At 31.8% G+C, this 22,333-nt stretch carries 21 protein-coding genes and 1 pseudogene; 6 read left to right on the forward strand and 16 right to left on the reverse strand.

The window, feature by feature from the left end:
• Nucleotides 1-7: 7 nt before the first annotated feature.
• From OS188_RS14810 to OS188_RS07000, 6 genes and pseudogenes are all read right to left on the reverse strand, one after another.
• Nucleotides 8-433 (reverse strand): annotated as a pseudogene (locus OS188_RS14810) (DUF3857 domain-containing protein); the annotation flags it as partial.
• Nucleotides 434-576: 143 nt separating this feature from the next.
• Nucleotides 577-1,947: an exonuclease domain-containing protein gene (locus OS188_RS06980; RefSeq protein ID WP_267148230.1), complete on the reverse strand. Its 1,371-nt coding sequence runs from the start codon at nt 1,945-1,947 to the stop codon at nt 577-579.
• 51 nt (nt 1,948-1,998) lie between these two features.
• Nucleotides 1,999-2,658, reverse strand: a complete 660-nt coding sequence (locus OS188_RS06985; RefSeq protein ID WP_267148110.1) for a YggS family pyridoxal phosphate-dependent enzyme — start codon at nt 2,656-2,658, stop codon at nt 1,999-2,001.
• 65 nt (nt 2,659-2,723) lie between these two features.
• Nucleotides 2,724-3,962, reverse strand: a complete 1,239-nt coding sequence (locus OS188_RS06990; RefSeq protein ID WP_267148111.1) for a DUF1015 domain-containing protein — start codon at nt 3,960-3,962, stop codon at nt 2,724-2,726.
• 126 nt (nt 3,963-4,088) lie between these two features.
• Nucleotides 4,089-4,979 carry a 3-hydroxyacyl-CoA dehydrogenase family protein gene (locus tag OS188_RS06995; RefSeq protein ID WP_267148112.1) on the reverse strand — a complete coding sequence of 297 codons (891 nt, stop codon included), beginning with the start codon at nt 4,977-4,979 and terminating at the stop codon, nt 4,089-4,091.
• Between the two features lie 82 nt (nt 4,980-5,061).
• Entirely contained in the window at nt 5,062-6,021 is a 960-nt protein-coding gene (locus tag OS188_RS07000) for a Gfo/Idh/MocA family protein (protein ID WP_267148113.1), read from the reverse strand.
• Nucleotides 6,022-6,160: 139 nt separating this feature from the next.
• Between OS188_RS07000 and OS188_RS07005 the strand changes: the two genes are divergently transcribed.
• Complete coding sequence (locus OS188_RS07005) at nt 6,161-6,802, forward strand: protein-L-isoaspartate(D-aspartate) O-methyltransferase (protein ID WP_267148114.1); 642 nt, start codon at nt 6,161-6,163, stop codon at nt 6,800-6,802.
• Here OS188_RS07005 and OS188_RS07010 read toward each other — a convergent pair.
• Together OS188_RS07010 and smpB are read right to left on the reverse strand one after the other, a co-directional pair.
• The gene (locus OS188_RS07010) at nt 6,799-7,335 is read right to left on the reverse strand and encodes a hypothetical protein (RefSeq protein ID WP_267148115.1); all 537 of its coding nucleotides are present in this window, start codon (nt 7,333-7,335) and stop codon (nt 6,799-6,801) included. The genes OS188_RS07005 and OS188_RS07010 overlap by 4 nt on opposite strands.
• Nucleotides 7,336-7,439: 104 nt before the next feature.
• Entirely contained in the window at nt 7,440-7,895 is a 456-nt protein-coding gene (smpB, locus tag OS188_RS07015; protein WP_267148116.1) for an SsrA-binding protein SmpB, read from the reverse strand.
• Between the two features lie 90 nt (nt 7,896-7,985).
• Between smpB and OS188_RS07020 the strand changes: the two genes are divergently transcribed.
• A complete protein-coding gene (locus tag OS188_RS07020; RefSeq protein WP_267148117.1) occupies nt 7,986-8,732 on the forward strand; it encodes a DUF6503 family protein in 747 nt (248 codons plus the stop codon).
• Here OS188_RS07020 and OS188_RS07025 read toward each other — a convergent pair.
• From OS188_RS07025 to clpB, 5 genes are all read right to left on the reverse strand, one after another.
• Nucleotides 8,725-9,225: a SixA phosphatase family protein gene (locus OS188_RS07025; protein ID WP_267148118.1), complete on the reverse strand. Its 501-nt coding sequence runs from the start codon at nt 9,223-9,225 to the stop codon at nt 8,725-8,727. The two genes, OS188_RS07020 and OS188_RS07025, sit on opposite strands and share 8 nt — an antisense overlap.
• 56 nt (nt 9,226-9,281) lie before the next feature.
• Complete coding sequence (gene deoD / locus OS188_RS07030; RefSeq protein ID WP_267148119.1) at nt 9,282-9,980, reverse strand: purine-nucleoside phosphorylase; 699 nt, start codon at nt 9,978-9,980, stop codon at nt 9,282-9,284.
• 20 nt (nt 9,981-10,000) lie between these two features.
• Nucleotides 10,001-10,672 (reverse strand): deoxyribose-phosphate aldolase, encoded by a 672-nt coding sequence (gene deoC, locus OS188_RS07035; RefSeq protein ID WP_267148120.1) that lies wholly within the window; start codon nt 10,670-10,672, stop codon nt 10,001-10,003.
• A gap of 466 nt (nt 10,673-11,138) precedes the next feature.
• Nucleotides 11,139-11,423, reverse strand: a complete 285-nt coding sequence (locus tag OS188_RS07040) for a hypothetical protein (RefSeq protein ID WP_267148121.1) — start codon at nt 11,421-11,423, stop codon at nt 11,139-11,141.
• Between the two features lie 246 nt (nt 11,424-11,669).
• The gene (gene clpB / locus OS188_RS07045) at nt 11,670-14,279 is read right to left on the reverse strand and encodes an ATP-dependent chaperone ClpB (RefSeq protein WP_267148122.1); all 2,610 of its coding nucleotides are present in this window, start codon (nt 14,277-14,279) and stop codon (nt 11,670-11,672) included.
• Between the two features lie 348 nt (nt 14,280-14,627).
• On the opposite strand from clpB, the gene ytxJ reads away from it, so the two are divergent.
• Nucleotides 14,628-15,020 (forward strand): bacillithiol system redox-active protein YtxJ, encoded by a 393-nt coding sequence (gene ytxJ, locus OS188_RS07050; RefSeq protein WP_267148123.1) that lies wholly within the window; start codon nt 14,628-14,630, stop codon nt 15,018-15,020.
• A 207-nt stretch (nt 15,021-15,227) separates the two neighbouring features.
• Nucleotides 15,228-17,654, forward strand: a complete 2,427-nt coding sequence (gene pheT, locus OS188_RS07055; RefSeq protein ID WP_267148124.1) for a phenylalanine--tRNA ligase subunit beta — start codon at nt 15,228-15,230, stop codon at nt 17,652-17,654.
• Nucleotides 17,655-17,737: 83 nt separating this feature from the next.
• Here the strand turns inward: pheT and OS188_RS07060 are convergent, their stop codons facing one another.
• Nucleotides 17,738-17,932, reverse strand: a complete 195-nt coding sequence (locus OS188_RS07060; protein ID WP_267148125.1) for a cold-shock protein — start codon at nt 17,930-17,932, stop codon at nt 17,738-17,740.
• A gap of 158 nt (nt 17,933-18,090) precedes the next feature.
• Between OS188_RS07060 and OS188_RS07065 the strand changes: the two genes are divergently transcribed.
• Nucleotides 18,091-18,324, forward strand: a complete 234-nt coding sequence (locus OS188_RS07065) for a putative signal transducing protein (RefSeq protein WP_267148126.1) — start codon at nt 18,091-18,093, stop codon at nt 18,322-18,324.
• Nucleotides 18,325-18,390: 66 nt separating this feature from the next.
• Here the strand turns inward: OS188_RS07065 and OS188_RS07070 are convergent, their stop codons facing one another.
• Nucleotides 18,391-20,016 (reverse strand): ABC-F family ATP-binding cassette domain-containing protein, encoded by a 1,626-nt coding sequence (locus OS188_RS07070; protein ID WP_267148127.1) that lies wholly within the window; start codon nt 20,014-20,016, stop codon nt 18,391-18,393.
• 154 nt (nt 20,017-20,170) lie between these two features.
• Between OS188_RS07070 and OS188_RS07075 the strand changes: the two genes are divergently transcribed.
• Entirely contained in the window at nt 20,171-21,595 is a 1,425-nt protein-coding gene (locus tag OS188_RS07075; protein WP_267148128.1) for a TlpA family protein disulfide reductase, read from the forward strand.
• A gap of 50 nt (nt 21,596-21,645) precedes the next feature.
• Here OS188_RS07075 and fsa read toward each other — a convergent pair whose 3' ends face one another.
• Nucleotides 21,646-22,299: a fructose-6-phosphate aldolase gene (gene fsa, locus OS188_RS07080; protein ID WP_267148129.1), complete on the reverse strand. Its 654-nt coding sequence runs from the start codon at nt 22,297-22,299 to the stop codon at nt 21,646-21,648.
• Nucleotides 22,300-22,333 lie beyond the last annotated feature (34 nt).

The raw sequence follows: 22,333 nt of genomic DNA on the forward strand, positions 1-22,333 counted from the left end.
ACTTAATATGGTATTCATAGTTTGCAGGAATACTTGTGTTATACTCGCTATAGAGTTTTGGAATATCGTCTTGAAATTCCCAACTTTTATAATTAAAAAGAAATGGAGATTCAGTGGTGTAACTATAAGTTAAAACAGAGCCTTCTCTAATATTGGGTAGTGTAAATTTTATTAGGGTATAATTGTCGTTATATTTTTCTTCAAATATTTCATTACCTCTTAGTTTTGTGTGGACAACGGAATTATCTTCTAAATTATAAGTTGTGGCAATTATATTACTAAACTTTTCTTTTTTCTTACCATCATTATATAAAGCAACAGTTATGGTGGCTTTGTCAAACCCTATACTGTTAATAATTTTTATTTTTCGCTTTACTTCAGAAATAAGATTAAAAGATTTCTTATCAATATAACTATTACCATATTCATAAATAACTAAAGCGTTTGCTGTAGAATCTTTATCGAATAAATTGGTTTCTAGATCTGCAAGAGTTACTGAATAATCGTGTGAATTAAATCCAAATTAAGCATTAGAAGAAAAGGGGAGAAGTAATAGGAGGGCTAGGTAGGTTATTTTCATCTAGTGTCTAGAGAGATTAATTTTATATTCTTATTTCTTCTTAAATAGTTTTGAATAATATGCTGTGTATCTCTATTGTTTTCCATGGGTGTAATTAGAGATTCTAAAACATTTACATTATTAATTTGATAATTAAGATTGACGTATCCATAACCTGTATAAATACCATTTTTTATTAAAATTACACTGCGTTCTCCAACATCTCGACCTTTATCAACAATAACCATGTTTTTGTTTTTATAGGCGTATTTTTCGATTAACTTGTTAACACGTTGGTTATACAAATCCAGAGTTTCTTCTTTTATGCACGCACCTTCGCATTGTTTAATTGTATAATTAAAACAACTACCTTTGGTTGGATAAAGGCCTGTAAGTTTCTGACAAAGATTAAATTCTTCTACGGCTTTAAACAAAAATTGTTTGGCGCTGTTTTTAGTGCTAAAAGTAGTAATGGCTTTTTTTCTACCATCTGCTTTGTCTATTTGTAAATTTATATATCCATCCTTATCCGTAAAGCTATAAAGTGCATGTGTAAAAACGGTTCTTCGTAGGGCTCTATTAAAAATGGGTTTGTTACGTTTAATTTCTTCACTTTCCTTTAATAAGGCAATTAATTCGTTCCCTGTGGTTTCATAAGTAACTGCAGATGTTTGTAATTGTATTTTTTTAGACTTGGCATTGGTATTGGTAAAATGCTGACTAAGTCTGTTTTTAATATTCTTACTTTTTCCAATATAAATGATCTCTCCATTTTTATTATGAATGTAATAAACACCAGTAGAATGTGGTAGTCCATTTAAAATTTGCTTTAAATTAGGCTCCATTTTAAAGCTAGGTTCCACCTTTATTGCATCTTGAATAATTACCTTTTTAACGTCTTTTGCTAAAAGCATTTTAAAGAGTTTTACCGTTGCTATAGCATCTCCATTTGCTCTATGTCTATCGCTAATAGGAATCCCTAATGATCTAGTTAACTTTCCTAAACTGTAAGAAGGCTGATCTGGAATTAAGGTTTTGGACAAAGACACCGTACAAAGTGATTTTCGCTTATATTCAAAGCCTAAACGATCAAATTCTGTTCTTAAAATTCTATAATCGAATTCAGAATTATGGGCAACAATTACGCAATCTTCTGTAATTTCTATAATACGTTTAGCAACTTCGTAAAATTTTGGTGCATTTTTAAGCATATTGCTGTTTATACCCGTAAGATTAACAACAAAAGGTTGAATTTCACGCTCTGGATTTACTAAACTTATAAATTGGTCTACAACCTCATGGCCATCAAATTTATAGATAGCTATTTCTGTAATACCTTCTTCATTGTATTTACCACCAGTGGTTTCTATATCTAATATTGCGTAAATTGTATATTGTTTTTTTAATGTTAAGTTTTAGTAGAATATGGCTAGTATCTATTAATTATAGTTTCGTTCTCCAAAAATACGACTTCCAACACGAATCATATTACTGCCACAAGCAATAGCCAATGGATAATCGCCACTCATGCCCATGGAAATAATTTCTAAATCTGAATTTAAAGATTTTAACTGATTAGAAGTTGTTTTTAATTGGGTGAATTCTGTTTTAATCTGATCTTGGTCGTCTGTAAAGGTTGCCATTCCCATGACTCCAACAACTTTAATGTTTTTTAATTCTTCAAATTCGTTTGATCGTAATATTTCTGAAGCTTCGTTGGCCGTCATACCAAATTTAGAATCTTCTTCAGCTATTTTTATTTGAAGTAAACAGTTTATTACTCTCTCGTGTTTTTTGGCTTGTTTGTTAATCTCTTTTAAGGTTCTAAAGTTTTCAACTCCATGAATTAAACTTACAAAAGAAGCCATGTATTTTACTTTGTTTCTCTGTACATGACCAATCATATGCCATTCTATATCATTTGGCATTTCTTCTTGTTTTTCGACCATTTCCTGGATTTTATTTTCTCCAAAAATGCGTTGTCCAGCGTTGTAAGCTTCCATAATTTCGCTAACAGGTTTGGTTTTTGATACAGCCACAAGAGTCACTTGTTCTGGTAATGAAGATTTTATCTGATTGAGATTTTGTTTTATTGACATGTATAGATGCTATTCTTAATTAATATAAAATTTAAACATAAGATTCCTATTTACATAGGAATTTGTTAAAACTCGTAAATAGTAACGCCACTTCGTAATTTGGGTTCTATATAAGTGCTTTTAGGAGGCATAATAAGACCGTCGTCTGCAATTTGTTTCATTTCTTCTACTAGAACGGGAATCATTACAAAACCAACTTTAAATTCGCCTCTATCTACACTAGATTTAATATTTACTAAGTCTTTCTTGCCGTTAATATATGAGATTCTTTGATCATTCCTTAAATCTTCAATCCCTAAAACGGGGTTTAAAATAGTCTTATAAAGAATTTGAGAATCTAATCCGTCTAAAGATGATTCCATTTTATAAACAGTTTTACGCAAATGCAGAGAGTAGAATTCACCATCTAAGTACATGCTAAAATGATGTTTTTTTGATGGTTGATATGGAATTTCTCCTCTGTTTTCTATTCTGTAATTGGTGTCTAGCTGAATTAAAAACTCTTCTTTAGATAAGCCGTTTAAATCTTTTACTAATCTGTTAAAGGCATGAATTTGTAAGTCGGATTCTGGAATTAAATAACTCATAAAAAAGTTATAGGGTTCAGTGCCATTATGCTCCGGATTAGCTTTCTTTAAATCCTTGTATAATAAATAAGATGATGTAGATCTGTGGTGACCATCGGCAATATAAATAGTGGGAATATTATTGAATTCAGCTTTTAAGGTTTCAATAGTTTTTATATTATCTACCTTCCATAAATAATGCGTATCTCTGTACGTAGTTGTAAACTCAAATTCGGCTCGTTCTTTCTGAACTTTGTTTATAATAGATTTAATGGCTGGATTATCAGGATAGGTAAGGAGTACGGGTTCTGCATTAAAGCCAACAGTTTTTAGGTATTCTTTAAAGATTACTTCCCGGTATTCGATGGTATCTTCGTGTTTTCTAACAACATTTTTTTCATAATCTTCTGCATTTACGGCAGCTACAATTCCGTTAAACTCTTGATTTTCTCTATCTACAATCTTATAAATATAGTAACAAGGAGTGTTGTCTTGTGTAAAGATGCCATCTTCCTTAAATTCTAAATACCTATTTTTAACCAGGCTATATCTGGATTCTCCAGAAACCTCCTTATCGAACCTGTAACCTGGGTTTACAATTTGTAAAAACGAAAAAGGGTTGTCTCGTAATCTAGACTCCAATTGCTCTTTAGAATAACTTTGATACGACCTTGCTGCAACCAAGCTCACTTTGTCTCGTGTTGGTCTTACTGCTTTAAAAGGGAGTATTTTTGCCATGTTTATTTCCTGCAAAAGCAGGAATTGTTTTTTGTTATTTCAAATTCATCTAAAAATAATATGTTCTAAATTTAAGACATAGCAAAAGGATTGATATGCCATTGGTCTTCGAAATAACCGTTTAATTTACTTTAAGAATTGTTTTGCTACTTGTTCTGCTTTTCTACTTTCCGAATAATCGTAAAAACCTTCACCAGATTTTACACCAAGTTTTCCGGCCATTACCATATTTACCAATAGGGGACAAGGTGCGTATTTTGGGTTTTTAAAACCGTCGTACATTACATTTAAAATAGAAAGGCAAATGTCTAAGCCAATAAAATCTGCTAGTTGTAATGGTCCCATTGGGTGAGCCATTCCAAGTTTCATAACAGTATCTATTTCTTCAACACCAGCTACGCCATTATAAAGAGTTTCAATGGCTTCGTTAAGCATTGGCATTAAAATTCTATTGGCAACAAAACCAGGATAATCGTTAACTTCTGTTGGAGTTTTACCAAGCTTTTTAGATAAATCCATTATGGTATTAGTTACTTCATTACTCGTATTATAACCACGAATAATTTCAACTAATTTCATAATAGGTACCGGATTCATAAAATGCATCCCAATTACTTTACTTGGTCTGGAAGTTACTGCTGCAATTTGGGTAATTGAAATAGAAGACGTATTACTTGCCAAAATAGCGTCTTTAGGACAAGCTTCATCTAATTGTTTAAAGATTTTTAGTTTTAAATCCAGGTTTTCTGTAGCAGCTTCTACTACTAAGTCTACAGCCTTAACTCCTTCATCAATTTTAGTATAAGTAGTTATATTTGCTAAGGTTTCTGTCTTATCAGCTTCTGTAATTCTATCTTTAGAAACCATTCTATCTAAGTTTTTGGAAATGGTATCCATTCCTCTTTTTAAAGAAGCTTCGCTAATATCTATAAGTTGTACTTTAAATCCACTTTGAGCAAAAGTGTGAGCAATTCCATTTCCCATGGTTCCAGCTCCAATTACTGCTATGTTTTTCATAAAAAAAATATTTTTTATTCCCTATAAAAGGAAATCTTGTTTATGTTATATTTTTGGTTCTTACTTAGGTCTGAACAAAAAATTAAAATTGATCGATAATCATGGTTGCCACTCGTAGAGCTTCTGTACCATCGTGCAGAGTAACTATGGGCGATCTACTGTTGTTTATTGCATCTGCAAAAGATTCTAGTTCATCTAAAATAGCATTGTTAGCTGCTATTTCTGGATTATCGAAATAAATTTGTTTTTTAACACCTTCCGCATTTTGCAAAATCATATCGAAATCTCCAGGTTTTTTAGGTGCGTCTTTCATTTTTACAACTTCGCATTTCTTTTCAAGAAAATCGACAGAAATGTAAGCATCTCTTTGAAAGAATCTGGACTTGCGCATATTTTTTAAAGAAATTCTACTAGCTGTTAAATTTGCTACGCAACCGTTTTCAAATTCAATTCTGGCATTTGCAATATCTGGTGTTTCGCTAATTACCGATACGCCACTAGCAGACACATGCTTAACTGTGGACTTTACCACACTTAAGATAATATCAATATCATGAATCATTAAATCTAATACAACAGGAACATCTGTACCTCGGGGATTAAATTCTGCCAAACGATGACACTCAATAAACATAGGGTTTACTATCTGATCTTTAACCGCTAAGTAAGCAGGATTAAACCTTTCTACATGTCCTACTTGCCCACGAATATTGTGTTGTGCCAAGAGTTCTCTAATATGTTCTGCTTCTTCAACCGTATTTGTGATTGGTTTTTCAATAAAGATATGCTTTCCTTTTGCAATGGCTTTTTGCGCACATTCGTAATGCGAAAGCGTTGGAGTTACAATATCTACCATGTCTACAGCATCAATTAAAGCATCGATAGAATTAAAGTATTTATAGCCAAATTCAGCTTCAATTTTCTTTGCATTGGCTTCATCCGCATCATAGAAACCAACAAGTTGGTATTTTTCTGATTGCTTAAGAAGCCTTAAATGAATTTTCCCAAGATGTCCAGCACCTAAAACTCCAGCTTTTAACATGTTTTTACGTTTTCAACAAAAATAAGATTTTAGTTTTAGAATTTCGAGAATAGAAAATAGAAATTAAATGAAACTTTAAAGATTAAACTTTGAACTTGATACTTATTCGATTAATTTAGCCTAGAAAATAAGCCAGACAGTGAAAGATACGTTTAAACATAAGGGATTAAGACAGCAATTAGTTGAAGTTATTAAGAGTAAAGGTATTACAGATACCAAAGTATTGGAGGCTATTAGTTGTATTCCCAGACATTTATTTATGGACTCTGGATTTTTAGACCATGCATATCAAGATAAGGCTTTTCCTATTGCAGCAGATCAAACTATTTCGCAGCCTTTTACTGTAGCATTTCAAACGGAACTATTGAAAGTTAAGCCTGGAGATAAAATCTTAGAAATAGGTACTGGTAGTGGTTATCAAACTGCTGTTTTATGCGAGCTTGGAGCTGTTGTGTATAGTATTGAGAGACAGAGAGAACTTTATAAAAAAACAAGTAAATTTTTACCTAGTTTAGGCTTTAGAGCGAAAAAGCTAATTTTTGGTGATGGTTATATTGGCTTAAAAGAAGAAGCTCCATTTAATGGGATTATTGTAACGGCTGGAGCTCCATTTGTGCCAAAACCACTACTAAGTCAGTTGGCTATTGGTGGCCGATTAGTAATTCCGGTGGGAGACGAGGTTCAAGTTATGACCTTGTTTATTAGAAAAGGACCTAAAGAATTTGAAAAACACGAGTTTGGAGAGTTTAGGTTTGTCCCTCTATTAGAGGATAAAAATTAATACCTAGTTCTAGGTAAATATTCTATGGGAATTTTGTTTTCTTCGGTTGCCTGGGTCCAATAAATATTAACAATCCACCATCTAAACCCATCGAAAAATAATTGAATGCTTTTTATGCCCGTCATAAAAGGTTCTAAATCCGTTTCATTCTGATACGATTCGTAGGTGCTAAAAACTTGAGCTATATTACCAAAACTGTCTACAGTTCTGTGAATTTCCTTTTCAAAAAAACCATTATCAACCAACCAAGATTCAGTAGCAGAGATATAATCTGAAGGAGACATATACCTATTTATATAATAACCTTCTTCATTTTTTCTTGATGGAATTAACTTGGCGTCTTGCAAAAACAAATACTTAAAAAGATCCCAATCTCTTTTGTCTCCTTTTTCACCAGAAACTACGTTGTAAAGTGTTTGTATAGTAGTTTCTAGAGTTTTAACCTTATGACCATATTTTATAGCACTTTCTTGAGCATTCACAAAAAAAAGATTAACAGCTAACAAACAAAGTAATAAATTCCACTTTTTCATCTGTTTTATAATTTTTGAGTTTGGGTTAAAAAGAAAGGGTTAAATAGTGTTTAAAATTCGGGGTGTTTGTAACAGTTTAAAACGAGCTCAATAGGAAACAAAAATTAGTAACTTTTTTTAATTCTGTCTAATCTTACTTTATTTTCTCTGTCTTTTATGGATTCCCTTTTATCGAATAATTTTTTTCCTTTAGCTAAAGCAATACTCATTTTGGCTAAGCCTCTTTCGTTAAGGAATAATCGTAGTGGAATAATAGTCAGTCCAGTATTTTTAACTTCTTTTTCTAGCTTTTTAAGCTCTCTTTTATTTAATAAAAGTTTTCTGGTAGCTTTAGGCTTGTGGTTGTAATGCGTGCCATAAATATATTCTTCAATGGTCATATTAACAACAAATAATTCTCCACGGTCGTTAAATTCACAAAAACTTTCGGCAATAGATGCCTTACTTTCTCTAATGGACTTTATTTCGGTTCCAGATAAAACAATTCCGGCTGTATAAGTATCCAGTATTTCATATTGAAACCTGGCTTTTCTGTTTTTTATGTTTACACTTTTCTGCATACTTGTCAAAGGTAAATAATTTAAAAGAACTTTTAAAAATCTCCTGAATATTATCCTTAATTTTACAAGAATACTTGAAATATTCACCTTATGAAACAATTCGTTCTGTTTACCGTAATTTTTACCTTGTTCTTTGTTAGTTGTAAAAAAACAACATCCTCCGTTTTAACTGCTCAAGATATTATTGACAAAACCATTGAAATCTCTGGTGGAGAACTTTTTGATGTTTCAAAGATAGCCTTCGATTTTAGAGATATGCATTATGTGGCGCAACGAGACCATGGGGAGTTTAGTTTGGAGCGTCATTTTAAAGATTCTATTTTTAATGTAAAAGATGTACTTGATAATAACGGATTTAATCGTTTTGTAGAGAATGAGCCTTTGGAACTTATAGATTCTATGGCTGTAAAATATGCTGCTTCTGTTAATTCCGTCCATTACTTTTCGGTTTTACCATATGGTTTAAATGATGAAGCTGTTAATAAGGAGCTTCTAGGGGAAGAGGTATTAAAAGATAAAACCTACTATAAAATAGAGGTTACTTTTAAACAAGATGGAGGCGGAGAAGATTTTGAAGATGTGTTTATTTATTGGGTACAAAAAGATAGTTTTAAAATGGATTATTTGGCGTATTCGTTCCATGAAGAGAATGGTCTAGGATATAGGTTTAGAGAAGCTTATAATGAGCGTTATATCCATGGGGTACGGTTTGTGGATTATAGGAATTACAAGCCAAAAACCAAGGGTGTTAGTTTAAGGGAATTAGGCCATTTATATGAAAGCAACGATTTAGAACTGCTTTCTAAAATTGAATTAAAAAACGTGACGGTTAATTAAATGTAAGTACTTGATCTAATTTCTTTTTATCTACAATGTTAATAATGTACAAGTTTCCATTGTTAGAATCTTCAATGTCTTGGTATTTTTCTTCCTCCAAAATAGTGTTTACAAACTCTGGAATGGTGTTGCTATGTCCAACTACTAAAATTGTTTTTCCTTTAGTTTCCTTCAAGAAATTAGAAACATTTATATTATTTTCATTATAAAGAGTTACTCCTACATTATTTGTAAGTGCTGTGGGTAACCCAGTTTCTCTGGTTCTATTAAAGTTGGTAGAATAAACAGCATCAAAAGTTATATGTTGTAAAATATCTGCCCATTTTTTAGCTCTAGCTTTGCCAATTTTTGTCAGATGTGGATCCTGGTTAGAGGAATCGCTTCTATCTTTTTCGGCATGACGTATTAAGTAATAGTTTGTACTTTCGGAAGAGGTTTCTTGAACACATCCCGAAAGTACCATACTATATAAAACAATAATAAAGAACTTCATTATTTAGGTTTAGAACAACAGATGTCATTCATTCTTAAAAAGAAATTTATTCAAATTTAGACCATTTCTAGGGCTATGTTGATCATGTCTTTAAAAGTGGTTTCTCTTTCTTGACTTGTAGTACGTTCGCCTGTAACAAGAGAATCTGAGATTGTTAAAATTGTAAGGGCATTTACATTGTGTTTAGCGGCAACAGTGTAAAGTCCAGCTGTTTCCATTTCTACACAAAGCACTCCAAATTTTGACCATTTTTTGTAAGATTCAAAATCGTCTGCATAAAACTCATCTGACGTAAATACGTTTCCAGCTTTTAAAGGAATGTTTTTCTCTTTTGCTACTTCTACAGCTTTTTGGAATAGGCCAAAGTCTGCCGTAGGCGCATAATCTGCACCACCAAAACGCAACTCATTAACACCAGAATTAGAAGAAGCAGCCATAGCTAAAACAATATCTCTAATTTTTATATGTTTTTGGTATGATCCAGAACTACCAACACGAATTAGATTTTTTACACCATATTCTGTAATTAATTCGTGAGCGTATATAGAAATACTTGGAACACCCATTCCTGTGCCCATTACAGAAACTTTTTTGCCTTTGTAAGTGCCAGTAAAACCTAACATTCCTCTAACTTTATTAAAGCATACAGGATTTTCTAAAAAAGTTTCGGCTATCCATTTAGCACGTAAGGGATCTCCAGGTAATAAAATAGTTTCAGCAATGTCTCCTGGTTTTGCTTCAATATGAACACTCATAAGAATTGGTAAATAAAATGTTAATAATCTGTTTTTGTTGTTTTTACTTTTTTATCAGTAACAATGTCTATTCCAGATGAGGTTCCTATTCTGTCGGCACCAGCATCTATGTATTTTAGAGCAGTTTCATAATCTTTAATCCCGCCCGAAGCTTTTATTTTTGCTTTATTTTTAACGGTTTTTTTAATCATTTTTACTGCTGTTAAAGTCGCCCCACTTTTAGAAAAACCAGTAGATGTTTTAATGAAATCTGCTTTAGCATCTAAACATATTTGGCAGGCTTTAATAATTTCATTTTTAGATAATTCGCTAATTTCTAAAATTACTTTTAAAGGTGTTTTTCCTATAGCTAATTTTACATCGCAAATATCTTTGTATACAGAAACGTAATTTTTACTTCTTAGCATCCCTATATTAATTACCATGTCTATTTCGTCTGCGCCATCTTCAATTGCTTTTGTAGCTTCAAAAGCTTTAGATTCGCTACTCATGGCTCCTAAAGGGAATCCAATGGTAGCACATACCTTAACATTGCTTCTTAGCAATAAATGTTTTGCAAGAGTTACATAAAAACTATTGACACAAACTGAATAGAATCGATATTTTTTGGCTTCATCACAAAGAAGCTTTATATCAGATTTAGTGGCGGACGATTTTAATAAGGTATGATCTATGTATTGACTAATGGACATAAAAAGGTATTTATAGGTTAAGTGGTATCAAAAATACGACTAACTGTTTATATTTTCGCTATTTCATTTAAAAATTATTAAAACATTATGAATTTCTAATTCTTGAAAAACCAAGGAAATTACGTCTTATATTATTTTTATAGGAATGAATTTTGAGGGAATCTCCTTGTTATTAATTAGATAGCTTTGTTTATAAAAAAAAATGCTGTCGAAGTTAAAGATAAATCACGCCCAAATTAAACTTTCTAAATGTAAGGAATATTCGATAATAAAGAGATTTTTAAAGTAAATCTTTACTTTAATAAGTAATTTCAATAATTAGGAAGTTTGTCTATGATAGCTTGACACTATTGCTAACTATAAGATATTTTAGTGGTTATTTCTCAATACACCATGAACCCATGAAATAGCTTCACTTAAGTTATTAAAAATTTCATAAGGTTTGTCAAAAAAGTCTCTTTCAAATTCAGCATTTCTTCTCATAATTCCTGTTTCCGGAATCATGGCTATGGCTAATAGATTCGGAATTTTTTTCTGCTCCTACATAGGTTAGAGGATCAACAGAATAAGAGTTTACTCTATTGGAAATATAAGCAAGGTTTTTACCAGAAAAATGTTTCTGAATAATTTCGTTTAATAAAACATTGTGGTCTGGATGTATTTCGGCCCCTTCACGAATCTGACAAATTAAAAACTCATCGAAAACGAATAACTCAGTTTCAGGAAAATTGTAATAAAAAAACATGCCCATATTATTAAATTTTCAGTTATAACGTTAAGATATTAAATTTTTAACAATAAATAGTATGATTTATAGGTAATTATACTGTTTGTGTTTCTCGTATTTTTGTTTTGGAAAAGCATTTAGAATTATCGAAGCAAGCATTAAATTTATGAGATACTGCTATAAAATACAAAAAGCAACGTCTCTCCTTTTAAGGAGTTACGTTGCTTTTTTATTTAACAAATCTAACTAACTATATGAAAAACATATTTTTTATTGTTCTTCTGCAACCAAACTTGATTGATTTCTAAAAACAAGTTTATCATCGAAGGCATCTAGTAAAATAATACTATCTGTAGTTATTTTTCCAGCTAATATTTCTTTACTTAATTCGTTTAGAACTTCTTTTTGAATGACTCTTTTTACAGGTCTGGCTCCATATTCTGGATGATAGCCTTTTTCAGCTAAATATTTAATAGCTTCATCTGTGGCATCAAAAGTTATACTTTGTTCAGATAACATTTTAGTTAAAGCCTTTATTTGTAAGCCAACAATGTCTTTAATATTGGCTTTAGATAGAGGGGTAAACATAATGGTGTCGTCTATTCTGTTTAAAAATTCTGGTCTTACACTTTGTTTTAATAACGCTAATACATCTACTTTAGCAGCTTCAATGGCCGAGTCGATATCTTTAGTTGCATCAAAACGCTCTTGAATAATATGGCTTCCAATATTAGAAGTCATTATAATGATGGTATTTTTAAAATCGGCAACACGTCCTTTGTTGTCTGTTAATCGTCCTTCGTCTAATACTTGTAATAAAATATTAAAAGTATCTGGATGTGCTTTTTCAATTTCGTCTAAAAGCACTACAGAATAAGGTTTTCTTCTTACAGCCTCAGTAAGTTGTCCGCCTTCATCGTACCCAACATATCCTGGAGGTGCACCAATTAATCTACTAACAGAATGACGTTCTTGATATTCGCTCATATCTATTCTGGTTAGAGCGCTTTCATCGTTAAACAAATATTCTGCTAAGGCTTTAGCTAATTCTGTTTTACCAACACCTGTTGTTCCTAAAAACAAGAAGGTTCCAATAGGTTTTTGTGCGTTTTGTAATCCAGCTCTTGAGCGTCTTACAGCATCACTAACTGCAACTATTGCTTCTTCTTGACCAACTACACGTTTGTGTAATTCGTCTTCTAACTTCAAAAGTTTTTCACGTTCACTTTGAATCATTTTTGTTACTGGAATTCCTGTCCATTTGGCTACAACATCTGCAATATCTTCATAAGTAACTTCCTCTTTAATTAAAGAGTTTTCAGATTGATTCTCTTGTAATTCTTTTTGAAGTTTTTCTAAAGTTTCTTTAGCCTCTTTAATTTTTCCGTAACGAATTTCTGCTACTTTTCCATAGTCGCCATCACGCTCTGCACGTTCGGCTTCCAGTTTAAATTCTTCAATATTGGCTTTAGCTGTCTGGATATTATCTACAACGTCTTTTTCGCTTTTCCATTTGGCATTTAACTCGTTGCGTTCTTCTTTTAAATTAGCCAAGTCTGAACGTAAAGATTTTAGCTTTAATTCGTCTTTTTCACGTTTAATAGCTTCAATCTCAATTTCCAATTGCATGACTTTTCTATCCAAAACATCTAACTCTTCTGGTTTTGAATTTATTTCCATACGTAATTTTGAAGCAGCTTCATCCATTAAATCGATAGCTTTGTCTGGAAGAAATCGGTTTGTAATATATCTTTCAGATAATTCTACAGCGCCAATAATAGCTTCGTCTTTTATACGTACTTTATGGTGTGTTTCGTATTTTTCTTTAATTCCACGCAAAATAGAGATAGCACTTTCTGTGTCTGGCTCGTTAACCATTACTTTTTGAAAACGTCTTTCTAGAGCTTTGTCTTTTTCAAAGTATTTTTGATATTCGTCTAAAGTGGTTGCTCCTATAGCTCTAAGTTCTCCTCTAGCTAGAGCAGGTTTTAAAATATTAGCAGCATCCATAGCTCCTTGTCCACCACCAGCACCAACTAATGTGTGAATTTCGTCAATAAACAAGACTATATCTCCATCGCTTTCGGTAACTTCTTTAATCACAGCTTTTAGGCGCTCTTCAAATTCTCCTTTGTATTTTGCACCGGCAATTAGAGCTCCCATATCTAATGCAAAAATTTGTTTGTCAATTAAATTTTCAGGAATATCTCCATCTACAATTCTGTGGGCTAAACCTTCGGCAATAGCAGTTTTACCTGTACCTGGTTCTCCAACTAGAATCGGGTTGTTTTTAGTACGTCTAGATAAAATTTGAAGAATTCTACGTATTTCTTCGTCTCTTCCAATTACTGGATCTAGTTTTCCGTCTTTTGCTAATTGATTTAAGTTTTTAGCGTATTTGTTTAAAGAATTATATGTTTCTTCTTGACTTTGAGAGGTAACTCGGTCTCCTTTTCTTAACTCTTCAATACTGGCTATAAGTCCTTTTTCTGTTGCTCCTTGATCTTTAAGCATTTGAGATATTTTGCTTTTAGACTTAAAAATAGCCAAGATTAAATGTTCAATAGACACATAATCGTCTTTCATGTCCTTGGCTATTATTGATGCTTCGTTTAAAGTTTTTCCTGCATCGCGGGATAACATAATATCACCTCCAGAAACCTTTGCGTAGCTTTCTAATTGCTTATCTAAAGCTTGTTTTAAAACTGGAATATTGATATTCAGTTTTTTTAAAATAAATGGTAATACATTTTCATCAACCTCTGAAATGGCTTTAAATATATGTTCATTTTCTATTTGTTGATGGCCATAACCTTGAGCTATTTGCTGTGCTCGTTGGATGGCTTCTTGCGATTTTATGGTAAAATTATTTAAGTTCATATAGAATTATTTTTTTTGTTTCAATAAATCTGTCTCTCGACAAAATAAGATTGGAAACATGTTAGTTTTTAAATATTTATGTCTTATTTTAAAAGATAAGTTATTCGCTTTTAAAGTTTATCTTTTTAATGTTATAAGATTATTTTGTTTTCTTTGTACAAGGTATTTCAATTATCTTACCAATATAAAAAGCAAGACAAAATGTCTTTTCATGTCGCTAATAGCGTGACTTTTCGTCATATTGTAAGATTTTGAAACTAGTTGCGACCTATAAATGTGTTAATTAATAAGATTTTTATTACTGTTTATTGGTAAATAGTTTTATGGAAATAAAATATAATATTTTTCATGGGAATTTTTAATAAAATATTCGGTACTTCTTCCGAAGAAAAAGAAGAAAAAGTGCTACCGTGGATAGCTTTAACAGATGTTGAGCAATTGGATAGCATTGAAGAAAAATCGAAAACTAAAACACAGGCTATATTTAAACATTCTACCCGTTGTGGAATTAGCAGAATGGTTTTAAAACAGTTTGTTTCGTCATATAATTTGTCTGAAACGGATTTAGATCTTTACTTCTTAGACTTGCTGAATTATCGCGATGTTTCTAAAGAAACTGGCTATAAGTTCCAAGTCATGCACGAGTCGCCTCAATTACTTATTATTAAAAATGGCGTAGTGGTTGCACATGGGTCTCATGGTGCTATTAATAGAATAGACATGGAGCAGTTTGTTGATTAAACCCTCTTAAGTAACAATATTTTATTCTAAAGCGTGAAATGAAGAGATGCCTCATTCTTTTAGGTTTTTTTAGTTGAAATTGAAATTAGCTTTTGTAAATCCATTTTTTTGTGAGTTAGAAACATTTATTAGCTACAATTTTTAAAGCTTTGTTTGAATGCTTGAAAGCAATATTTTATCTTTGCACCCTTAAATAAAAAATCAAACATGAAGATTTCTTACAATTGGTTAAAACAATTTATTAGTACTACTTGGGATCCAGATCAAGTTAGCGAGTTGTTAACAGATTTAGGCCTGGAGGTTGAAGGGCTCAGTCCTTTTCAATCTATTAAAGGCGGATTGGAAGGTATAGTGGTTGGAGAGGTTTTAACTTGTGTACAGCATCCAAATGCAGATAGACTTAAACTAACTACAGTTAATATTGGGATAGACAAACCTGTGCAAATAGTTTGTGGTGCTCCAAATGTAGCAGCTGGCCAAAAAGTACCAGTAGCAACTATTGGAACTACTTTATATACTGAACAGGGTGAAGCATGGACCATTAAAAAAGGAAAGATTAGAGGCGAGGAGAGTTTTGGAATGATCTGCGCTGAAGACGAACTTGGCCTAGGAAAGTCGCATGATGGTATCATGGTTCTCGACGAAAAAATTAAAGTGGGAACTCTTCTTAACCAGATTTTTGAAGTAGAGAACGATCATGTTTTTGAAATTGGTTTAACACCTAATAGAGCAGATGCCATGAGTCACTTTGGTACGGCACGTGATTTAAGAGCAGGCTTACTTCAAAAAAATATAAGTTTAGAAATGATTACTCCGTCTGTGAGTGCTTTTCATGTTGCCAACAGAACCCAAAGAATTGATGTAGATGTAAAAAATAAAGAGTTGGCTCCAAGATATTGTGGCTTGACTATTTCTGGTTTACAAGTAGAAGATTCGCCAATCTGGTTACAAAACAGATTAAAAGCTATTGGATTAACTCCAAAAAATAATATTGTAGATATTACAAATTATGTGTTGCACGAATTAGGGCAGCCTTTACACGCTTTTGATGTATCGAAAATTACTGGAAATAAAATTGAAGTAAAAACTTTAGCAAAAGGAACAAAGTTCACCACTTTAGATGGTGTAGAACGCGAATTACACGAAGAAGATCTTATGATTTGTAATACCGAAAAGCCAATGTGTTTTGCAGGGGTTTTAGGAGGTATAGAATCTGGGGTTACCGATTCAACTTCAAGTATATTTTTGGAAAGTGCTTATTTTAATCCGGTAAGCGTTAGAAAAACAGCTAAAAGACATCATTTAAACACAGATGCTTCTTTTAGATTTGAAAGAGGAATTGATCCAAATATTACGGAGTATGCTTTAAAAAGAGCGGCTTTGTTAATTCAAGACATTGCTGGAGGTGAAATTACTAGCGATATTGTTGATTTCTACCCGAAAAAGATTGAAGATTTTCAAGTGCGTTTAAGTTACGACAATGCAAAAAAGTTAATTGGTCAAGATTTAGCAGAAGATACTATTAAAGATATTCTGATGTCTTTAGATATTAAAATCAATAATGTTACAGAAACTGGCTTAGGTCTAACAGTTCCCGCATATAGAAATGACGTGCAACGTGAAGCCGATATTATAGAGGAAATTATAAGAGTATACGGTTATAATAACATTATAACTTCTAAAAAACTAAATGCTTCTATCTCTAGTACTTCTAAGTTTGAAGATTATAACTTGCAGAATATTATTGGAGATCAATTGGTGGCTCAAGGTTTTTTCGAAACCTTAACCAACTCTCTAACAACACCAGAATATACTAATTTAAGCGAGCAACTTAAAGAGGAGTTTCAAGTAAAAATGTTGAACCCTTTGAGTCATGACTTAAGCGTTTTAAGACAGTCGGTGTTATTTTCTGGTTTAGAGAATGTAAGTCATAACATCAACAGAAAAAGAGATCGATTAAAACTTTTTGAGTATGGTAAGACCTATCATAACTTTAAAGAAAATAGAGAAGAGCATAAGCATTTATCTTTATTTGTAACGGGAGACAAGCATCCAGAGAGGTGGAATGCAGAATCTAAGACTTCCGATTTCTTTTATATAAAAGGTGTTGTTTCTAGTGTTTTAAAACGTTTGGGTTTATCTAATTTTAAAGCTTCTTCATTTACTAACGATGTGTTTAGTGAAGGTGTAGTTTTATTAATAGGAAAAAAGCCAGTGGTAGAATTTGGATTGGTTAAAAAATCTATATTAAAGCATTTTGGGATTTCTCAGGATGTGCTCTTTGCAGATTTTAACTGGGACTTGGTTATAGAGTTAGCTAGAAATAATAAGATTAGTTTTAAAAATATTGCTAAATACCCGGAGATTAAGAGAGATTTTGCTTTATTGATTGACAACAAAGTCTTGTTTGAAGATATAGATAGAATAGCAAATACTACAGAAAAGAAACTTCTTAAAACTGTTAACTTGTTTGATGTGTATCAAGGTAAAAACTTGCCTCAGGGGAAGAAAAGTTATGCTGTAAGCTTTACGTTTCAAGATGAACATAAAACTTTAACAGACAAACAAATAGATAAGATTATGACAAAACTTCAAGAGAATTTTAAAAAGGAACTTGGAGCAGAATTAAGATAATTAGTTATAAAATATAGTGTATAAAAAAAGCCTCGAATTAACGAGGCTTTTTCAATGTTGTTAAGTAATTAAGTAATAAAGTATTAATCTATTACTTTTACATTTACTGCATTTAATCCTTTTCTACCTTCTTGTAAATCGAATTCTACAACATCGCCTTCACGAATTTCATCGATTAAACCAGAAATGTGTACAAAATGTTCTTTGTTTGTGTCGTCTTCAACAATAAATCCAAATCCTTTAGTATCGTTGAAAAATTTTACTGTTCCTTTACTCATTGTAATAATTTAAAATATTTAATAATACACAAATGTAATCATATTTTTTAACAAACTAAATTTTTCTTGTTTTTTAAAAAGGCTCTATTTTTCGAGATTAATACGAACAAAACTGAGGCTTATTTCGTATATTTAAGAAACTCTTAATATCTATTACTATGGAATCTGGTTATATAAAAATTTATACAGGTAGTTTTATTATTGCTCAACTTATAGTAGATAAATTAGACGCCGTTGGAATAAGTCCTATTGTAAAAGATGAATCTGAATCTGGAAGGTTAGCGGGTTTTGGATCTTCTATTCCTGGGTATCAAGAAATATTTGTAAGCGAAGAAGAACTCGATGCTTCTGTACCTATTGTAGAGAGTGTAACTGCAGAGTTGCAACCTTAGATTAAGGCTTAGAATCGCAGTTTTTAGAATTTTATAGCTAAAAACTGCGACTTTAAACAAGATGGCTTATACTGTAACCCCGTACATTTTATTACGTAATTCTTTTATTTTCGGGTCTTGCATATACTCGTCAAACGTAGTGTATCTATCTATAACACCTGATGGAGTTAGTTCTACGACTCTGTTTGCTACTGTTTGCGCAAATTCATGATCATGGGTAGAAAATAAAATTGTGCCTTTAAAGTTTTTTAAAGAGTTATTAAAAGCTGTAATACTTTCTAAGTCTAAGTGGTTTGTTGGTTCGTCTAACATAAGTACGTTAGCTCTTACCATCATCATTCTACTTAACATACATCTTACTTTTTCTCCTCCAGACAGTACGTTAGATTTTTTTAAAGCTTCCTCTCCACTAAAGATCATTTTTCCTAAAAACCCACGAATATGGACTTCTTCACGTTCTTCTTCGGTTTTAGCCCATTGACGTAACCAATCTACTAATGTTAAATCATTTTGAAAAAACTCACTATTATCTAAAGGTAAATAAGATTGTAAAGTTGTAATCCCCCAATTGTAAACCCCAGAATCAGCTTCCATTTTTCCATTTAATATTTCGAATAGAGCAGTAGTAGCTCGGGAATCTTTAGAGAATAAAACTACCTTGTCTCCTTTTACCAGGTTTAAATCTAGTTTTGTAAATAAAGTTTCCCCATCAATAGATGCAGATAGGTTTTCTATATTTAATATTTGATCTCCAGCTTCTCTTTCTCTTTCAAAAATAATAGCTGGGTATCTACGACTAGAACGTTTGATATCTGAAACGTTTAACTTTTCAATCATTTTCTTTCTACTTGTTGCTTGTTTACTTTTTGCAACGTTAGCAGAAAAACGTCTAATAAATTCTTCTAATTCTTTTTTCTTTTCTTCAGCTTTTTTGTTTTGCTGTGCATGCTGTCTTGCAGCTAATTGAGAAGATTCGTACCAGAAGGTGTAATTTCCAGAAAAATGATTGATTTTTCCAAAATCTATATCAGAAATATGAGTACAAACGGCATCTAAAAAGTGTCTATCGTGAGAAACCACAATAACACAGTTTTCATAGTTTGCCAAGAAGTTTTCTAACCAAGAAATGGTTTCGTAATCCAAGTCGTTGGTAGGCTCATCCATAATCAATACATCTGGATTTCCAAAAAGAGCTTGTGCTAAAAGCACTCTTACTTTTTGTTTTCCATCCATATCTTTCATCAATGTAAAATGCAAATCTTCCGATATTCCTAAATTGGATAACATAGAAGCCGCATCACTATCGGCATTCCAACCATTCATTTCTTCAAATTGAACTTGTAATTCGCCAATTTTATCTGCATTTTCATCTGTATAATCTGCGTATAAGGCATCTATTTCAGATTTTAGCTTAAATAAGGGTTTGTTCCCCATTAAGATTGTTTCTAAAACTGTATGCTCATCGTATAAATTATGGTCTTGTTCAAAAACCGACATACGTTTTCCAGGCTCCAAATGGACATGTCCAGATGTAGGATCTTGCTTGCCAGCTAGAATCTTTAAAAAAGTAGACTTTCCTGCACCATTGGCACCAATAATTCCGTAGCAATTTCCTTGATTAAAAGTTGTGCTTACTTCGTCGAAAAGCACACGTTTTCCAAATTGTACAGATAAATTAGAAACAGATAACATAAGCGTATAATTTAATTTTTTGCAAAAGTAACCAAAACCTACTACAACATGAAACAAAACCAATCTTATTAATATTTAACAACGAATTAACAACAGATGTTACTGGCAACTTATATTTTTGTCTTTGATATAAACGAATATCTTAAACAGATTTATGAAGCACCTTTACCTGTTAATATTACTTCTAATAACTCTTGTGTCGTGCAAAAGAGATGCTAAGCAAGACGAGGGAGATGTTGCTTATTTTGGTGGCGAAATAATAAACCCATCTAATAATTTTGTGGTTTTACTTAAAGGGAACTCTGTTATAGATACTTTAACCCTAGACCCTAAAAATAGATTTATTTATAAAGTGAACGAACTAGATTCTGGTTTATACACTTTTTCTCATGGAGGTGAAATACAAATGGTTTTGTTAGAGCCAAACGATAGTATTATGTTTAGATTAAATACTATGGAATTTGACGAGTCGTTGGTGTTTACAGGAGTTGGAGCCAAAAAGAATAATTACTTAATTAACTTGTATTTAGATGGTGAAATTGAAGATAAGCTTGTTTTAGGGTTTAGTAACTTGCCTCCGGAAGAATTTGAATACAAATTGGATTCTCTTAGAGAGTTTAAGCTAAATAACTTACGAGAATTTACATATAAACAAGGAACCTCTGAACTTTTCAACCATTTAGCAGAATCTAATATTAATTACGATTATTACTTAAGTAAAGAAACTTATCCGTTTATTAATTACACTAAAAATGAACGAGATAACTTTAAAGCTTTACCTGAAGGGTTTTATAGTTACCGCAAAAATATTGATTATAACGATGAAGATCTATTAGATTACTTCCCATATTCTTCGTTTTTAAAACATCATTTTGAAAACCTAGCACTTTCAGAACATTTTAAACATTCTAACGATAGTATTTTTAGTAAAAAATCTCTAGACTATAGCTTAATAAGATTGAACTTAATAGATAGTTTGATGACTAATGAAAACATTAAAAACTCCTTATTAATTAGTGCAACTATTGAGTATATTAGTAATAACAAGGATGTGGATACCTACCAAAGCGTTCTCAGTTCCTTTCTTGATAAAAGTTCCAATACAAGACATAAGGAATACGTAAGTAAATTGGTGTCTGCTTTAGTTCTTTTAAAACCGGGGAACCCATTGCCGGATGTTAGAATTTTTGATGTTGAAAATAATGAATTGAATCTAAGATTTGTTTTAGGAAATAACCCTTGTGTTATTTTCTTTTGGTCTCAAGCCACAATGACTCATGTGGAAGAATGCCATAGGAAAGTTGAAGAGTTAAAAGAAAAGTATCCAGAAATAACCTTTATTGGAATAAATGCCAATAATGACGATAAAAACTTATGGAAAAGAACTTTGGATAAATTGCATATTGATAGCGCCAAAGAATACATTTTAAAGAAACCACAAGAAGCGCGACAAACCTTAGCTATTTTTCCAATAAGTAAGGTTATTATCCTTAATAATAAAGGTTTGATAGTTAACTCTCATGCCAATATGTTCTCTAGTAATTTTGAAGAAGAACTTTTAGGTGTTATAAATCAATAAAAAAAGCCTCAAAATTTATTTTGAGGCTTTTCTTTTATTAAATAAAACGTTTAGTTTCCTTTTTTGTAATCTTCTAAAAATTTAGCTAATCCAATATCTGTAAGTGGGTGCTTTAAAAGGCCTTCAATAGCGCTTAATGGTCCTGTCATAACATCTGCTCCTAATTTAGCACAATCTATAATATGCATGGTATGACGAACAGAAGCTGCTAATATTTCAGTTTCAAAACCGTAGTTGTCATAAATTAGTCTTATCTCTCCAATAAGATTTAGACCATCTGTAGAAATATCGTCTAATCTGCCAATAAAAGGTGACACATAAGTGGCTCCAGCTTTTGCAGCTAATAAGGCTTGTCCTGCAGAAAAAACTAAAGTAACATTGGTTTTAATGCCTTTATCAGAAAAGTATTTACAAGCTTTAACACCATCTTTAATCATTGGAAGCTTAATTACTATTTGCTCGTGCAATTCGGCTAAAGCTTCACCTTCGCGAACCATTCCTTCAAAATCAGTCGAGATAACTTCTGCACTAACATCTCCATCTACAATATTGCAGATGTTTACATAATGCTTTAAAATGTTATCATGTCCGGTAATGCCTTCTTTTGCCATTAGAGAAGGGTTTGTTGTAACGCCATCAAGTACTCCAAGATCTTGAGCTTCTTTAATTTGAGCTAAATTGGCAGTGTCGATAAAAAATTTCATAAATAATTATTTTTTTAATTCTTTTTAAGAATTT

This window comes from Xanthomarina sp. F1114 (assembly GCF_026410255.1).
GTDB lineage: Bacteria > Bacteroidota > Bacteroidia > Flavobacteriales > Flavobacteriaceae > Xanthomarina.

Excerpts from the sequence above, each read along its gene's own strand:
- OS188_RS06985 (WP_267148110.1), bottom strand. The coding sequence starts at position 2,658 with ATGTCAATAAAACAAAATCTCAATCAGATAAAATCTTCATTACCAGAA.
- OS188_RS06990 (WP_267148111.1), bottom strand. The coding sequence starts at position 3,962 with ATGGCAAAAATACTCCCTTTTAAAGCAGTAAGACCAACACGAGACAAA.
- OS188_RS06995 (WP_267148112.1), bottom strand. The coding sequence starts at position 4,979 with ATGAAAAACATAGCAGTAATTGGAGCTGGAACCATGGGAAATGGAATT.
- OS188_RS07000 (WP_267148113.1), bottom strand. The coding sequence starts at position 6,021 with ATGTTAAAAGCTGGAGTTTTAGGTGCTGGACATCTTGGGAAAATTCAT.
- OS188_RS07010 (WP_267148115.1), bottom strand. The coding sequence starts at position 7,335 with ATGAAAAAGTGGAATTTATTACTTTGTTTGTTAGCTGTTAATCTTTTT.
- smpB (WP_267148116.1), bottom strand. The coding sequence starts at position 7,895 with ATGCAGAAAAGTGTAAACATAAAAAACAGAAAAGCCAGGTTTCAATAT.
- OS188_RS07020 (WP_267148117.1), top strand. The coding sequence starts at position 7,986 with ATGAAACAATTCGTTCTGTTTACCGTAATTTTTACCTTGTTCTTTGTT.
- OS188_RS07025 (WP_267148118.1), bottom strand. The coding sequence starts at position 9,225 with ATGAAGTTCTTTATTATTGTTTTATATAGTATGGTACTTTCGGGATGT.
- deoD (WP_267148119.1), bottom strand. The coding sequence starts at position 9,980 with ATGAGTGTTCATATTGAAGCAAAACCAGGAGACATTGCTGAAACTATT.
- deoC (WP_267148120.1), bottom strand. The coding sequence starts at position 10,672 with ATGTCCATTAGTCAATACATAGATCATACCTTATTAAAATCGTCCGCC.
- OS188_RS07040 (WP_267148121.1), bottom strand. The coding sequence starts at position 11,423 with ATGGGCATGTTTTTTTATTACAATTTTCCTGAAACTGAGTTATTCGTT.
- clpB (WP_267148122.1), bottom strand. The coding sequence starts at position 14,279 with ATGAACTTAAATAATTTTACCATAAAATCGCAAGAAGCCATCCAACGA.
- ytxJ (WP_267148123.1), top strand. The coding sequence starts at position 14,628 with ATGGGAATTTTTAATAAAATATTCGGTACTTCTTCCGAAGAAAAAGAA.
- pheT (WP_267148124.1), top strand. The coding sequence starts at position 15,228 with ATGAAGATTTCTTACAATTGGTTAAAACAATTTATTAGTACTACTTGG.
- OS188_RS07060 (WP_267148125.1), bottom strand. The coding sequence starts at position 17,932 with ATGAGTAAAGGAACAGTAAAATTTTTCAACGATACTAAAGGATTTGGA.
- OS188_RS07065 (WP_267148126.1), top strand. The coding sequence starts at position 18,091 with ATGGAATCTGGTTATATAAAAATTTATACAGGTAGTTTTATTATTGCT.
- OS188_RS07070 (WP_267148127.1), bottom strand. The coding sequence starts at position 20,016 with ATGTTATCTGTTTCTAATTTATCTGTACAATTTGGAAAACGTGTGCTT.
- OS188_RS07075 (WP_267148128.1), top strand. The coding sequence starts at position 20,171 with ATGAAGCACCTTTACCTGTTAATATTACTTCTAATAACTCTTGTGTCG.
- fsa (WP_267148129.1), bottom strand. The coding sequence starts at position 22,299 with ATGAAATTTTTTATCGACACTGCCAATTTAGCTCAAATTAAAGAAGCT.